The sequence below is a fragment of the Bacillus sp. JJ783 genome (genome assembly GCF_036963225.1).
Lineage (GTDB): Bacteria > Bacillota > Bacilli > Bacillales > Bacillaceae_G > Bacillus_A > Bacillus_A cereus_U.
On the sequence record NZ_JBALMG010000222.1, the window covers coordinates 1 to 13034 of the forward strand.

Sequence of the window (13034 nt, forward strand, 5' to 3'; positions counted from 1 at the left end):
GTTGTACCATCATGGAGTACTGTGGTGTGCAATGATAGAATAGAAAACGAGGTGTGAGCTTAGGCGAGATGACATTTTACTGGTTCACGAATATAAACACATGGAATGTATATTAAACTAACGAACTCATACAAACTCGTAAGTGTTAACATAGTCGTTGTCACGACATATAAATGGTGTCATACTGTTACTACAAAATTTACAAATTTATGCTATTTAAAAATATATGAACTTAAAGCGCTTGATTGTCAACTAAAGACAACAAGTGCTTTTTTAATAGATAAGCATGCTATAAATTTATAAAAATTATTTTTGTGAATTAAGGCTAACCCAAATTACTGGTATTATATAATTGGAAATACATTAGCAAAAGGTGCGGACTCCGTATCCCCATTCGTTAAAGGTGTAGAAATAATGCCAGATGGAAGTGTAATTAGATCTGGAACGAACTATAGCGGGAAATTCCAAGAAGCCCATGATGCCTCAAAGGCGAGTATTCAGAGTAGGGTCTCGAATTTGGAGAGTGGTGGGGTTAAGGGTACGGGTGAAGGGCCTGTAAAAGTAAACTATGGAGAACAATATGCTAGGGAAAAACGTAAAAAGATATTAAAGCCAGATGTTGAGTATACAAGTAAAGAAGGATATACATATACAACAGATAGTCAAGGGCGTGTTGCAAGTTGCGAGGGTAGCCTTCAATTAGGTGATGGTAAGCGGAATAACTACGCTCAGAGAGCGGTAGGTGGGAATGACCGTTTGGATGATGATGACGGCGGACATTTAATTGCAACTATATTTAAAGGCTCTGGTAATATGGATAATTTAGTTCCAATGAATAGTAACTTAAATAGAGGAGAATGGAAAAAACTAGAGAATGAATGGGCTAATGCTCTTAATGATGGTGATAAAGTTAGGGTGAAAATAACGCCGAATTATAGCGGGAATTCAAAACGTCCAGACAGTTTTGTTATTAGATATAAAATTGGTGATGAAGATAGATGGAGATTGAGGAATTTTGATAATGTACCAGGAGGGAAATTAGATGAATGATGAAAAATTAAGCAAGTTATACAATGAAATAGCAGAGGTTGTAATTGATACAATTCCAGAGAATTGGTTTAAGGTTTACCTGTATGGTGAGGTTGGGGAAGGTGCTCAAGAGTCATATTTTTATTACTACCCTGAAGAGAATAGTACTCCTATTTACAGTCATAGTATTTTTGAACACTTTAATGTCCCAGAAGAAGAATATTTTAAGAAGTGGCATCGTTTGTTAGATTGTATCAAGAGAATGAAGAAAGAGTTTATTGATAATGATCAAGAAGCTTGGACAAATTTCACTATGATTTTTGATAATACAGGAAAGTTTAATATTGACTTTAATTATGATGACCTTTCGGATGAAAATTCGCACGAGAGAATGATTATTTGGGAATATGAACATCTTGGTCTTATGCCTAAAAGTAATTCAGGGAAAAAATACTTAGAAAAACATCTTAAAAATCTTGAAGATACAAAAAATTGAGTGCAATACCATATATGATAAAAGCTTGTAGTAGTTTAACGTAAACGTGCATAAGCATATATGAGAAGTAGGTAGAAAAAGAAATGGCTATTTTGAAGAATAAACTCCATGATGGTTGTACCATTATGGAGTACTGTGTGCAATGATAGAATAGAAAACAAAGTACGAGCTTAGGCGAGATGACATTTTAATGGGTGATGAATATAAACACATGGAATGTATATTAAACTAACGAACTCGTACAAACTCGTAAGTTTTAACGCAGTAGTTTTCATGACATACAAAAGGTATCATTTTGTTAATATAAAACTTACAAATTTATGCTACTTAAAAACAGAAGAACTTAAAGCATTTGATTGTCGACTAAAGGCAACAAGTGCTTTTTTGTGTTTTAGCGTAGAAATAATGTGGTACAATCGCTTAAGGAAAATAATCTATTAAAAAATTTAAAAATACAAGGCTGGAAAACCGTAGATAAGATTAATGATGCGGATTACTTCATTAAAGGTCTAGTAGCAAAAGGTGTGGACTCCGTAACCCCATTCGTTAAAGGTGTAGAAATACTGCCAGATGGAAGTGTCGCTAGAACTGGAACGAACTATAGCGGGAAATTCCAAGAAGCCCATGATGCCTCAAAGGCGAGTATTCAGAGTAGGAGCTCGAATTTGGAGAGTGGTGGGGTTAAGGGTACGGGTAATAGTAGTAACGTAAACCCAAACAAAATTAAGCTAACTCAGGAAAGAGAAAAATACTATCGAAAGAAAATAGATGAAGCTAAAGCGCGAGGAGATTATAAAGCAGCAGATGATATTAGATATGATCGTCATTGTGAAGAAACGAAACAACCTTTAGAGCGTAAAGATTGGGATGCTAGGACTGAAAATTTAAGAAAGAGCCAAGAGCGTGGAAGAGAAGAAGAAATAAAAGGGAGAAAAGCTTTGGGAGAACATCTTGATCGCCAATTAGAGGACAATAACGCTGGTGAGGTTGTTACATATACATCTAGTGAAGGGCATCTTACGCGTCCAGATAGTATTGGGCGTAATGATAAGGGTGAAATTGATTTAGTTCATGATCACAAACACAAAATGGGTGAAAAAGAGCAAACTATTCATAACGACAGGCAAATGCGAGCTGAAAGAGAAATGCTCGAAGATAAAAATGGGAGTCATGTTGTGACAATATCAAGTGACAAACCTGATTTGAATGGGATTCCTCCTAAACCAAGACCAAGTGGACCTTTGGGTAAGGATAGTGATGTTTACTACACTGATCCAAATAGCGGTAAAGTGACTCATAAATGGGAGAACAATACACGTTTACCTGGTGGAGGTAGGTGGAAAAAGCTGTGAATAAAAATTATTATGTGACTATATTTTTTAATATTAAGGGGGATATACATGAAACCTGATTTTTTCACAATTATAATGTATCCTACAGTATCTTTTAACGAAGAAGAATTATTAGGTCGTCTTTTGGATGTGTTTGAGTCAAATGAAAAATTTGCTCCTACTCATTGGGGCAACTGTGAAACGGTACGGGTAGAATATAACCGTCAGGAAATTCTGGAAAAAGTAGTTTCAGAGCGTAGAGTATCAGAAGTTTACCTGTATCGTGATAAGTCTGTGAACTACACAGGACGTTTTCAAGTTAATTGGAGCCATCGTTCATTTTTAGAGTTTGAGTTTCATAAATCGATACCTAAAAAATTATGGGCTGCTTTTTTTGAGTTATCTGACCAAATCGCAGAAATTGCGAAACCAAGTTATGGAGTAACTCAAATTTTTTGGCCTTTATCATATCCGTGGAATACCGAACATGAACGCTTACAAATGTGGATGGAAATATCTTCCCAACCAATACCAGTTAGGTTTCTTCCTAACGGTCCCTTAGGGATAGGGGCTAGAACATACTTTAGTGGTCATATTTTAGAAATGTTTGATAAGGAATTATTACAAAGTAGTCCAGCTGTGGTATCTGAGCTAGATTGGGGTGGCCTTTGTATTGATATTTTAAATAATCCATTAGAGAGTGACAGTGATACATTACTTGATAATTGGCTACAAGTAATGAAGTATTTGGAACCAGCACAAGTAATGGCTATACCAAGTTTTGATGAAGATCAGATGGGTATAACTTATGCTCCAAATGTTGCTTGGAAGGACTATCTGAAAAGCTAAATGAAAGGAGATCGTAATAGTGAATGAAAATGGTAATGATAAAATAAGAGTCATGGAAATATTAAATAGATCTCAATACAATGATGAGGTTATAGATCAGTTAGATATGAGTGATTTAGACCTTACTTTTTCAGACCTGTCAGAGGTAATGGCAGAGCGTATCATGGCAAAACGAGTTCTGTTAAGAGCTTCTTCATTAATGAGAGCATCGTTTTTTGATTGTGATTTTGAGTTTGCTGATTTCAGAAGTTGTAATTTAGAGGAAATACACATTGCAGATTGTAGGTTTGGTGAAGCGGATTTCTCTAAAGCGAATATGAAATATGCAAAATTGAATATAAGTAGTTGTTTTGAAACATGTTTTGACGAAGTTGATTTTTCATATGGAGAATTAGTTGGAACATATTAAATCATGCTACTTTTCGCCATGCAAATTTGTCAGGAATCAATGCGGAACAGGCTGACTGTACGGGAACGAATTTCAGTAACGCGAATCTTACAGAAGGTAACTTTGAAAAAGCATATTTAGAAGATGCTAATTTATCAGAAGTCGATGCTAGAAATGTAGATTTTACAAACGCAGATTTAACAGGAGCAATCCTTTTAAATGGGAATTTCACGGATGCGAATTTTACCGGTGCTAAACTTGACAATGTAGACTGGAAGGGAGCAAAGGTAGAAGGAGCCAAGTTTGACGAAAATGTGAAGGAACAAATCTTAAAAATGATTTAAATATGATGGGAAGTATATACATTTAAGCACTCGAAAACCTATGATTGGTAGCGAGTGCTCTTTTTTAGAGATTGATAAATAAGTAGAAATCAATATAGATTATTTTTAAGAATTGTTTGATGGATGGACTAAGTCGTGAATATTATATAATTGAAATTAAACTAGCAAAAGATGTGAACCATCTCTCTTCATTAAAGAGCAAGAAGTATTACTTAATGAAAGTGAAAGTATAAAAGAAGCCCATGATGCCTCAAAGGCGAGTATTCAGAGTAGGATCTCGAATTTGGAGAGTGGTGGGGTTAAGGGTACGGGTGAAGTTAATAGGCTTATTCCCGGAAAGGTGACAGGAGGAAGTTCTACAAAACTGGGAAAAAATATACTACAAAACGAACTCCTTATGAAGCACAACATATTATTCCTAAGGAATTTAGGCGGCATCCTGTATTACAAAAAATAGGTATGGACATGGACGATGCCTCAAATGGATTTTTTCTTCGAGTTCCAGATGCTGATGTTAGTGTAACTTCTAGATATAAAGGATATCAGGCAGTTTATAGTAATTTTGTGAGGGGAAAATTGGATGAAATAGATATTAGGCAAGATATATCTATAATAGAAAAACAAGTTTTTGAATTGCAACAAAAGTTAAGACTACTTCAAGAAAAGGGATTACCACTATACATGAAGGGTAATTATCTTGAAAATGAACTTAAAAGGATTAAAGAAATTGGATTAGAACAATACAAAATAGAAAGAATGGACAAAGAAGTTGCGACTCCTGTATGGAAAAGAGGAGGAGGGGCAACAGTTGACCTTCGGGAAAGGTGGTATAATAAGTAATGAACTATGGTGTATTTAATAATTTAGTTGAAGAGGTAATTCAGTTCTCGAAAAATTTCCAGAGCGAACTTACTAATAATATTTCCAATGAGATTGTTATTATTAATGATATAAAAAAAGCAGAGCATTTAGCTTATGATGAGATTTTTGGCGAGGATGAGTATAGTTGGAAAGATATCAGAGAATTGGAAATGAGTGAAGTTTGGGGTATTTATTACGCAATGTCAGAAAATGAAAAGCCTAAAGGATTGGAAGAATTATTAGAAATTATTGCTGATAATGTGAGAAAAAGCTCATTTAAATATAGTATATTTTATAACGATGTTGTAGCTGACCTTACTAATTGTGCCATCAATAGAGCGATAAACGGAAAGAGTAGCTCCTTTTTTGAAGAATTGTTTGAGATATATCAACTCGGTGCTTTTCCTTGCGGTTGGAATGGTGATTATCCAGAAGGAAAAATTGTTGCGTTTAAATTGGATTAATGAAATTTGTCAAGACATATAGGGTACTATACTGTAATTATCAAATGATTGTACGTATAAGCCTAAAGTGACTAACGACTTATAAACTTAGAAAACACTTGAACTTAAAGCACTTGATTGTCTATGATAGGCAACAAGTGCTTTTTATTTTAAAATTACAACAAAGGGTACGGGTAAAGGTACTCAAACTAAAAAAATTAAACCGACTAATGAAAGAACTGCAGAATATGAAGAAGCTATGACAAAAGCAGCTAGAGATTTACCTCCTTATAGTAGAAAACCTAATAAACCAAGAGATTTTGAAGAAAAAGTAGTAGATGATTCTACAGGAATTACTACTTATACATTTACATCTAAGAAAAATGGGGAAACTTATAAAGTTAAATATGATAAAGATGATTACCCAATTTTTAATTCAAAATATGAAACATCTTTATCAGAGTCATATCATATAGAGCCTGACTCAGTGCAGTTTAAATATCTCTCACAAAAATTATATGACGATATAATGAAAGATCCAAACTTAGCAAAACAATTCAGCCAAACAGATATTGAGCTATTCAAATTAGGTAAGAAGCCAAAATCAGTCACATGGCATCATCATCAAGAGACTGGTAAAATGCAACTTGTTGATTACTATGAACATCAGGTTGCGGGTCATACAGGTGGTAGAGATGACGGTAGAACAGGTAAACTGAAGAAAATTATTTTGGAGATGATAAAATGAGCCGAGTAACTTGGCTATTTACGGATGGAGCGATAGATGAGCAAGTAATTATTGCTGTGGAGAATTCATTTGGTGTCAGATTTCCAGATGATTACCGTGAATGCATTAAAAAAAATAACGGTGGTTATCCTGAGCTTAATATTTATGATATTAATGATGATGAGGGTGGAGCAGTCTTTGATTGTCTATTAAGTTTTACAAGCAAAGATGCAAATATAGAAGTTGTTTATGAATTAACTTCACTTCCGGAAGGTATTATTCCATTTGCAAGAGACCCATTTGGGGGACTGATTTGTTTTAATTACTGTGATACTAAAGATTCTCCGTCAGTAGTTTTCTATGATCAGGAATCAGTGAATGAGGATAAAATTAAATTAATATGCGACTCTTTTTCTGAATTGATTGAGAGATTATACTCTGATTGAGCAAAAAAAAATGAACAGGAAAGAAGGTTAATTGTATGAGGAATTTAGATTTTGAATATACTTTTACCTCTATTGGCATTGAAGATATCGAAGATTTCGAAAATAAGTATGGTATATTGTTCCCTGATGATTATAAACAATTTTTGCTGTCTAAAAATGGAGGGAAAACTGAGCAACGAAGATTTAAAACTAATGATACAACTAAGAAAGGCGTAATAACATCGTCTGTTTCAATGTTTTTTCCTCTATCAATAGAAAATGAAATAAATCTAGAAGAGAAATTAAGAAGTTATAATTTGGTGCAAGTGGTACCAAGTAATTTGCTTCCAATTGGAATTGACCCAGCGGGGAGTTTGATTTGTTTATCAATTGATGGGAAAGATAGAGGTAGTGTATATCATTGTGATATGGATTACTTTGAAGAAGATAACGAGTTAAGAGAGGAATACATCCGACTAATTTCTAAAAGTTTCTCTGAATTTGTGGAGAATTTATATATTCCTGAAAACTAATGATAGGATTTTATTGATTCGAATTAGTTAATAGTCGGTTAATCTCTTTAATTTAAACGGGGCTTTCTTTATGGTCTAACGACCCAGAGAAAGCCTCTTCTTTTTCCCCGAATTATTTAAAAGTACAACATAGGGGACGGGTGAAGTTCCTAAAGTTAATCCGAAAATTAAAGTGAATTTTAAGACTGGTTATGATAAGCATTTAATTGAAGTAGAAGGTTTTAAAGCAAAACCGACTATAGGTATAAAAGGTGGACACAACCTTGAAAACTTTGAATAGTACATTTTAGACAACTTCGGTGATCCGATAAAGAATATTAATCAAGGTGTAACAAAAACGCCACATCCGGATATTCTAGGTATTTATGAAGTTAAATACAAGCTCCCTGTTTATGACGGAATGAGCACGGCTAACGGTGGAAAAAGGAATATCAGAATGTTCCAATTCCTGTTAAGGTTAGGCTTAGTCAGACGGCTGATTTATTCGGATTGAGGTCCCTCCAAGTTGATACGGAAAAGCTTGGAAATCTAATCAGCAAGTTCGAAAGGAAAGTCGATGAAGTTCCTAAGGGTACGGGTGAAAGTGGAATTCCTCCTAGGTACGGTGAGAGAAAGATTACAGATGAAGAATATGAAGCATTAAGAAAAAAACACCGACAGCAAAAATAAGAAAACAAGTAAATAAAGGCCACAATAAAAAGATAGAAACGGAAGATCAAGCTCTTCCTGGAAAAACTTTTATAGGTTCACTAGAAGCAGATCATATTGTGTCTATGGACAGAATTGCAAGTATGGATGGTTTTGGTAATTTAACAGAAAAACAACAGTTAGAAGTATTAAATAACCCAGAAAACTTTACAGGATTAAGTAAATCTGCAAACACTTCAAAGCAATCTAAATCGTATGAAGAATGGACACATTATAAAAAGGGAACACCAGATGATGTAGAAGTTAGTCCTGACTTTAGGAGCAAGATGATTACAAGAGAAAAACAGCTTGAAAGAATATTGCAAAAACAAATTGATGATTTTAACAAAGAATAATATAAAATAATATTAAAAAGGATGGGAAAAAAATGAGTTCTAAGTTAGATATATTAAGAGAGTATAATGAAGATATTCAATTGATTAATGCAAATGAATTTAAGAATATAAACTCATCTTTAATTCCTGATTTATGGGTGGAAGTATTTAGTGAACATGATAGAGAAAAGAGAATCAAGAAAATTTTAAGTATATGGAAAAAATATGTAGATAATAATTTATCTAATACTATTGCTTACTTATCAGAATACCTTGAGGATATTGAACTGATGGTAAGTGAGGACACCTATTCAATCTTGTATACAATAAAAAATCAAGGTGGAGAAGATTTATATTATGAAGGAAGAAATCCTAAAGATAGTTTTAATAATGAGGAATTAGAATCTTCATGGAGAGAAATTCCTGAATCTATTAGGGACTTTTACGAAAATGTTCATAATGGATTTTATGATTACACAAGTGAATCGATGGGATTGATGCCATTAGAAGCTATAACTTACTTTGGGGATGATGACTTAGAGTGGGGGATTATAGATGAATTGGAAGAACCTATAAGGATTAATTTAAAAACATCTTTTGGATTCTTTAGTAATGGTATGGGGAGCTACATAGCTATAGATTATGAAAATTGTAAGAATAACAATGCTACTTTTTGGTCAGCTAAGAGTCAGCCTAAATATAATGTTCACTTTTGGAATTTTGTAGATGAATGGATTGTTATCGGTTTTGAATAAAAGGTTTTTAAAATTTTGATACAAAGTCTATAAACTTAAAGAGATTTTTAGGTTTAGAAACCAAAAAGGCCAGGAATTATTCGTGGCCTTTTTGGTTACTTGCATTTTTACATTTTCAATTTCACTTTCAAGATACTCGAAGTTTTGCATTACTTTATTCTCTAAGCTAGCATAACTAAATTGAACTTTTTTAAGGGTAGTAGCAATACCTTCTAATTGTTCTGTATTCTTTTCTAAGTTTATGAACAATTCTCTTTCTCGTCTATCTGAACGTTTGCGTTCTTCTACTAGTAGTTTGTAATGAATACCTCTTTCTTCTTTTATGTTTTTGGTTAAGGAACTAACCTGCTCTTTATGACTATTACTAACGCTTCGAACATACCCCATAACTTTAACAGACATGAAAATAACAAAAATCATAATAACGCAAAGTAGAGCCATGAAAGGTTCATTTCAGAGTGCTTTTTTGTGTTTTAACGTGAAAATTTAAAAGAGAATTATAATTTTATAAGTGTATTAACTTTTAAATTTTATAGAATGAAGTAAAACGTTTAATAGGAGATAATCCAGAATCTTTACATTCAATGACACCATTTGGTACATGGTTACATGTTGCAGCAAAGAAAGGACATTTTGGAATAGTGGAATATTTAATCCATAAAGGAATCGATGTTAATACAAAAGGTGATATATTTGATGCTTCCCCTTTAAGAGTGGCAGCAGGAGAGGGGCATTTGGAGATAGTAAAGTATTTAATAGAGACCGGCGCAGAATTAGATGTGAGCTTAGCGAACAGAAATCCATTATTTGGAGCAATTTATGGTGGGCATAAAGAAGTAGTTGAGTTTCTAGTTGAAAAAGGAATAGATATTTCAATTAGATATACTGGAGAGAGTATTACGTGCAATGATAGAATAGAAAACGAAGTACGAGCTTAGGTGAGATGACATTTTACTTGGTGGCGAATATAAACATGGATTGTATATTAAACTAACGAACTCGTACAAACTCGTAAGTTTTAACGTAGTAGTTTTCACCACATATAAAAGGTGTGATACTGTTACTACAAAACTTACAAATTTATGCTACTTAAAAATGGATGAAATTAAAGCACTTGATTGTCGATTAAAGGCAACAATCAAGTGCTTTTTTGTGTTTTAGGATAGAAATGAGTAGACACATTATAATTTTATAAGTGTGCTTAATACTGAAGGTAGAGCATATTAGGGTGGAGGAATAGATGGAAGAGATAGTAAAATAAAAAGAGTCATAATAAATCGAATTAGGGAGTTGTTTTCATGGAAAGAGTAAAGTGGGAGCGTACGCATTCTCCTATTACTGAGCAGATAATTTCAAAAATTGAAGAGAAATTCAATGTGACTTTCCCTCAAGATTACAAAGAGTGTGTAATGAAGTATAATGGTGGTCATCCAGTACCGAATATATTTTTCTTTGAAGATGGTGGCGAAGGAGTTTTTGATTGCTTACTAAGCTACACAAATGAGTATATTAGTATAACGATTACTTATGATATTATCCCGCCATACATCCCGAAGGGAATAATCCCCTTTGCTACAGATCCATTTGGAAATAAAATATGCTTTGATTTTAGGAATGATAAACACTCACCAACAATAGTTTTTTATGATAGTGATGAACAAGCGATTGAATATATTTGTAGTACTTTTACAAATTTAATAAATTCGTTGTATTTTAGTGAAAATGAATGAGTTGGAGGTTGATGAATTATGAATCTTAGTTTTGAATATACTTTTAAACAAATTAAAATAGAAGATATAGAGAGTTTTGAAAAAAATAATGGATTAAAATTACCAGATGATTATAAGAGTTTTTTATTAAAGGATAATGGTGGTAAATCTAATAGAAGGAGATTTAGTACGAAAGATGATGTGGTTACGTCATCAATTATGATGTTCTTTCCACTATCAGAGGAAACAGAAAATAATCTGCAAAATTCTTTAAATTATTATATCAAGGGGAATAAATTACCCTCTAAATTTATTCCGATAGGGAAAGACCTGGCTGATAACATTATATGCATATCAATCCATGGTAGCGATATAGGTAGTGTTTATCACTGCCATACATACCATATAGATGATGAAGGAGAATTAGAACCAAAATTTATTAGAAAAATAGCTTCTAGTTTCACAGAATTTGTTAATGAACTTTCTGAAAAATAGAATTGCATTATTAGCGAGTAAATATGTAAAATATCCAAATCAACTAGCTTTGGTTGGACTATTGAAAAAAAGAATAGTGACGGATTAATGTTACTTATAAAACATATGAACTTAAAGCATTTGATTGTTATTTTGGACAACAAGTGCTTTTTTCATAGATTTATTTAAACTTAATGAATAATGCGGTATATATTAATAAAAGAAAATGAATTGTTAATATTATATAATTGAAATTAAACGAGCAAAAGGTGTGGACTCCGTAACCCCACTCGTTAAAGGTGTAGAAATACTGCCAGATGGAAGTGTCGCTAGAACTGGAACGAACTAAAGCGGGAAATTCCAAGAAGCCCATGATGCCTCAAAGGCGAGTATTCAGAGTAGGATCTCGAATTTGGAGAGTGGTGGGGTTAAGGGTACGGGTGAAACGGTTAAGAAGATAGGTGATATTAATGATCCTATTAGAACATATCGTGGTGCTGATTTAGGTAAGCTAGAGGCTAAATATACTGCGGATCCCCGGTTAACTGTTGAGATGCCCTATGTTGGTAAAGGTGAAAAAAACACCAATGCAGAGGGCTGGTTACGCGATAAAGATTTTTATTGGAAAGAGATGTTAGAGAAGTACCCAGAAGCATTTAATAGGTCAAATAGACAAAAAATAGAATTAGGATTCGCGCCTATAAACAATCCAACGTTTAGAAAACATTTCCCCCAATATGATTTAAAAGAATTATATAATGACACTTTAATACATCATCACATTGGTGGTGGAGGTCAAGCTATGGCTGTACCCTCAAAGCTATATCCAGGTTTAGCATGGATTCATAATGCTGAGCAAAGCGCAGGAGTTTGGGGGAATGACCAAAAATATGCTGAACTATTAGAAAAGTAAGGATGATTATTTTGGTAATGAAGGATGCTATGAGCAAATATTTTAATTTAAGAAAAGAATATTTTGATAAAGGGTTAGATTTTTTATTTAAAACGCCATATAACGAAGAAGTGGCTTCATTTATATATAAGGGTGAAATGGATGATGAAGAAGAAATTTCATGGAAACCTATTGAAAAAAATAATAAGAATGATTTAACGACGATTGAGGAAAGATTTGAAATTAAACTGCACACTTCAATTGATTATTATTTTAATTCTTATTGGTTTGCTGATTTAGATGGATTTATTGGTAATCATTATATTAGGCTAGAACCTGTATTACCAAATATTGAATTGGATTCCTTCGAAAGTAATTTAGAAGGGTATAAAAACAATCATAATAAGGTTGATAAGACTCCAATAGGTGTAGAGGGGAACGGTTTAATAGTTGTGTTAGATAATGTAAGTGGTAAGGTTGAATTGGAGAATTTTGAACGAGGTTCGTTTAAAGCGATTTCGGATAGTCTAGATGAGTTAATTTCTAATTTAAAGTTACAAAAATAATATACTAAGAACACTTATATGAAAAAATGTCTAATATGAAGTGTAGCCTAAGTGTTAGATACAATTGGACTGCAGTTTTTTATAGAAAGATGTAATAAAAGATCAAGCTAAGACCTACAAAATTTATGCTATTTAAAAAACATATGAACTTAAAGCACTTGATTGTCTACGAAGGCAACAAGTGCTTTTT

Annotated in this window: 18 protein-coding genes and 3 pseudogenes; 20 read left to right on the plus strand and 1 reads right to left on the minus strand. The window is 33.1% G+C overall.

Annotated features, from left to right (window positions below; genetic code table 11):
- The first annotated feature begins 111 nt into the window (after nucleotides 1–111).
- The 15 genes and pseudogenes from V7038_RS28545 (at nucleotide 112) to V7038_RS28615 (ending at nucleotide 9203) form a co-directional block, all read left to right on the plus strand.
- Nucleotides 112–303: a hypothetical protein gene (locus tag V7038_RS28545; RefSeq protein WP_098883137.1), complete on the plus strand. Its 192-nt coding sequence runs from the start codon at nucleotides 112–114 to the stop codon at nucleotides 301–303.
- Nucleotides 304–414: 111 nt separating this feature from the next.
- A complete protein-coding gene (locus V7038_RS28550) occupies nucleotides 415–1050 on the plus strand; it encodes a DNA/RNA non-specific endonuclease (protein WP_335696018.1) in 636 nt (211 codons plus the stop codon).
- Nucleotides 1043–1525 (plus strand): antitoxin YezG family protein, encoded by a 483-nt coding sequence (locus tag V7038_RS28555; protein ID WP_000997352.1) that lies wholly within the window; start codon nucleotides 1043–1045, stop codon nucleotides 1523–1525. Before V7038_RS28550 ends, V7038_RS28555 begins: the two co-directional genes overlap by 8 nt.
- A gap of 524 nt (nucleotides 1526–2049) precedes the next feature.
- Nucleotides 2050–2877: an ADP-ribosyltransferase gene (locus V7038_RS28560; RefSeq protein WP_335696025.1), complete on the plus strand. Its 828-nt coding sequence runs from the start codon at nucleotides 2050–2052 to the stop codon at nucleotides 2875–2877.
- 48 nt (nucleotides 2878–2925) lie between these two features.
- Nucleotides 2926–3705 (plus strand): hypothetical protein, encoded by a 780-nt coding sequence (locus V7038_RS28565; protein WP_335696019.1) that lies wholly within the window; start codon nucleotides 2926–2928, stop codon nucleotides 3703–3705.
- Nucleotides 3706–3724: 19 nt separating this feature from the next.
- A pseudogene (locus tag V7038_RS28570) lies at nucleotides 3725–4437 on the plus strand (pentapeptide repeat-containing protein).
- A gap of 262 nt (nucleotides 4438–4699) precedes the next feature.
- Entirely contained in the window at nucleotides 4700–4894 is a 195-nt protein-coding gene (locus V7038_RS28575; protein ID WP_332306797.1) for a hypothetical protein, read from the plus strand.
- Nucleotides 4852–5277 (plus strand): AHH domain-containing protein, encoded by a 426-nt coding sequence (locus tag V7038_RS28580; RefSeq protein ID WP_335696026.1) that lies wholly within the window; start codon nucleotides 4852–4854, stop codon nucleotides 5275–5277. Before V7038_RS28575 ends, V7038_RS28580 begins: the two co-directional genes overlap by 43 nt.
- Nucleotides 5277–5762 carry a hypothetical protein gene (locus V7038_RS28585; RefSeq protein ID WP_002137237.1) on the plus strand — a complete coding sequence of 162 codons (486 nt, stop codon included), beginning with the start codon at nucleotides 5277–5279 and terminating at the stop codon, nucleotides 5760–5762. Before V7038_RS28580 ends, V7038_RS28585 begins: the two co-directional genes overlap by 1 nt.
- A 238-nt stretch (nucleotides 5763–6000) precedes the next feature.
- Complete coding sequence (locus V7038_RS28590; protein WP_033714099.1) at nucleotides 6001–6489, plus strand: HNH endonuclease; 489 nt, start codon at nucleotides 6001–6003, stop codon at nucleotides 6487–6489.
- On the plus strand, nucleotides 6486–6914 hold the full coding sequence (locus V7038_RS28595) for an SMI1/KNR4 family protein (protein WP_335696020.1): 429 nt from the start codon (nucleotides 6486–6488) through the stop codon (nucleotides 6912–6914). The genes V7038_RS28590 and V7038_RS28595 overlap by 4 nt, the downstream gene beginning before the upstream one ends.
- A gap of 35 nt (nucleotides 6915–6949) precedes the next feature.
- A complete protein-coding gene (locus tag V7038_RS28600; RefSeq protein ID WP_335696021.1) occupies nucleotides 6950–7426 on the plus strand; it encodes an SMI1/KNR4 family protein in 477 nt (158 codons plus the stop codon).
- A gap of 489 nt (nucleotides 7427–7915) precedes the next feature.
- A pseudogene (locus V7038_RS28605) lies at nucleotides 7916–8009 on the plus strand (AHH domain-containing protein); the annotation flags it as partial.
- Between the two features lie 190 nt (nucleotides 8010–8199).
- Nucleotides 8200–8469, plus strand: a complete 270-nt coding sequence (locus tag V7038_RS28610; protein WP_002110811.1) for a hypothetical protein — start codon at nucleotides 8200–8202, stop codon at nucleotides 8467–8469.
- Between the two features lie 32 nt (nucleotides 8470–8501).
- Nucleotides 8502–9203, plus strand: coding sequence for a superoxide dismutase (locus V7038_RS28615; protein ID WP_002110809.1), 702 nt, complete (start codon nucleotides 8502–8504; stop codon nucleotides 9201–9203).
- A gap of 27 nt (nucleotides 9204–9230) precedes the next feature.
- Here V7038_RS28615 and V7038_RS28620 read toward each other — a convergent pair whose 3' ends face one another.
- The gene (locus tag V7038_RS28620; protein ID WP_335696022.1) at nucleotides 9231–9605 is read right to left on the minus strand and encodes a hypothetical protein; all 375 of its coding nucleotides are present in this window, start codon (nucleotides 9603–9605) and stop codon (nucleotides 9231–9233) included.
- A 182-nt stretch (nucleotides 9606–9787) separates the two neighbouring features.
- On the opposite strand from V7038_RS28620, the gene V7038_RS28625 reads away from it, so the two are divergent.
- The 5 genes and pseudogenes from V7038_RS28625 (at nucleotide 9788) to V7038_RS28645 (ending at nucleotide 12844) form a co-directional block, all read left to right on the plus strand.
- Nucleotides 9788–10141: an ankyrin repeat domain-containing protein gene (locus V7038_RS28625; RefSeq protein WP_002110806.1), complete on the plus strand. Its 354-nt coding sequence runs from the start codon at nucleotides 9788–9790 to the stop codon at nucleotides 10139–10141.
- A 360-nt stretch (nucleotides 10142–10501) separates the two neighbouring features.
- The gene (locus V7038_RS28630; RefSeq protein WP_335696023.1) at nucleotides 10502–10933 is read left to right on the plus strand and encodes an SMI1/KNR4 family protein; all 432 of its coding nucleotides are present in this window, start codon (nucleotides 10502–10504) and stop codon (nucleotides 10931–10933) included.
- Nucleotides 10934–10951: 18 nt separating this feature from the next.
- Complete coding sequence (locus V7038_RS28635; protein ID WP_335696024.1) at nucleotides 10952–11407, plus strand: SMI1/KNR4 family protein; 456 nt, start codon at nucleotides 10952–10954, stop codon at nucleotides 11405–11407.
- Nucleotides 11408–11657: 250 nt separating this feature from the next.
- A pseudogene (locus V7038_RS28640) lies at nucleotides 11658–12299 on the plus strand (hypothetical protein).
- A 29-nt stretch (nucleotides 12300–12328) separates the two neighbouring features.
- Nucleotides 12329–12844, plus strand: a complete 516-nt coding sequence (locus V7038_RS28645; RefSeq protein WP_002110801.1) for a SecY-interacting protein Syd — start codon at nucleotides 12329–12331, stop codon at nucleotides 12842–12844.
- Nucleotides 12845–13034: the final 190 nt, after the last annotated feature.

Excerpts from the sequence above, each read along its gene's own strand:
- V7038_RS28625 (WP_002110806.1), top strand. The coding sequence starts at position 9,788 with ATGACACCATTTGGTACATGGTTACATGTTGCAGCAAAGAAAGGACAT.
- V7038_RS28630 (WP_335696023.1), top strand. The coding sequence starts at position 10,502 with ATGGAAAGAGTAAAGTGGGAGCGTACGCATTCTCCTATTACTGAGCAG.
- V7038_RS28610 (WP_002110811.1), top strand. The coding sequence starts at position 8,200 with ATGGACAGAATTGCAAGTATGGATGGTTTTGGTAATTTAACAGAAAAA.
- V7038_RS28550 (WP_335696018.1), top strand. The coding sequence starts at position 415 with ATGCCAGATGGAAGTGTAATTAGATCTGGAACGAACTATAGCGGGAAA.
- V7038_RS28615 (WP_002110809.1), top strand. The coding sequence starts at position 8,502 with ATGAGTTCTAAGTTAGATATATTAAGAGAGTATAATGAAGATATTCAA.
- V7038_RS28595 (WP_335696020.1), top strand. The coding sequence starts at position 6,486 with ATGAGCCGAGTAACTTGGCTATTTACGGATGGAGCGATAGATGAGCAA.
- V7038_RS28565 (WP_335696019.1), top strand. The coding sequence starts at position 2,926 with ATGAAACCTGATTTTTTCACAATTATAATGTATCCTACAGTATCTTTT.
- V7038_RS28600 (WP_335696021.1), top strand. The coding sequence starts at position 6,950 with ATGAGGAATTTAGATTTTGAATATACTTTTACCTCTATTGGCATTGAA.
- V7038_RS28555 (WP_000997352.1), top strand. The coding sequence starts at position 1,043 with ATGAATGATGAAAAATTAAGCAAGTTATACAATGAAATAGCAGAGGTT.
- V7038_RS28620 (WP_335696022.1), bottom strand. The coding sequence starts at position 9,605 with ATGTCTGTTAAAGTTATGGGGTATGTTCGAAGCGTTAGTAATAGTCAT.
- V7038_RS28635 (WP_335696024.1), top strand. The coding sequence starts at position 10,952 with ATGAATCTTAGTTTTGAATATACTTTTAAACAAATTAAAATAGAAGAT.
- V7038_RS28645 (WP_002110801.1), top strand. The coding sequence starts at position 12,329 with ATGAGCAAATATTTTAATTTAAGAAAAGAATATTTTGATAAAGGGTTA.
- V7038_RS28585 (WP_002137237.1), top strand. The coding sequence starts at position 5,277 with ATGAACTATGGTGTATTTAATAATTTAGTTGAAGAGGTAATTCAGTTC.
- V7038_RS28590 (WP_033714099.1), top strand. The coding sequence starts at position 6,001 with ATGACAAAAGCAGCTAGAGATTTACCTCCTTATAGTAGAAAACCTAAT.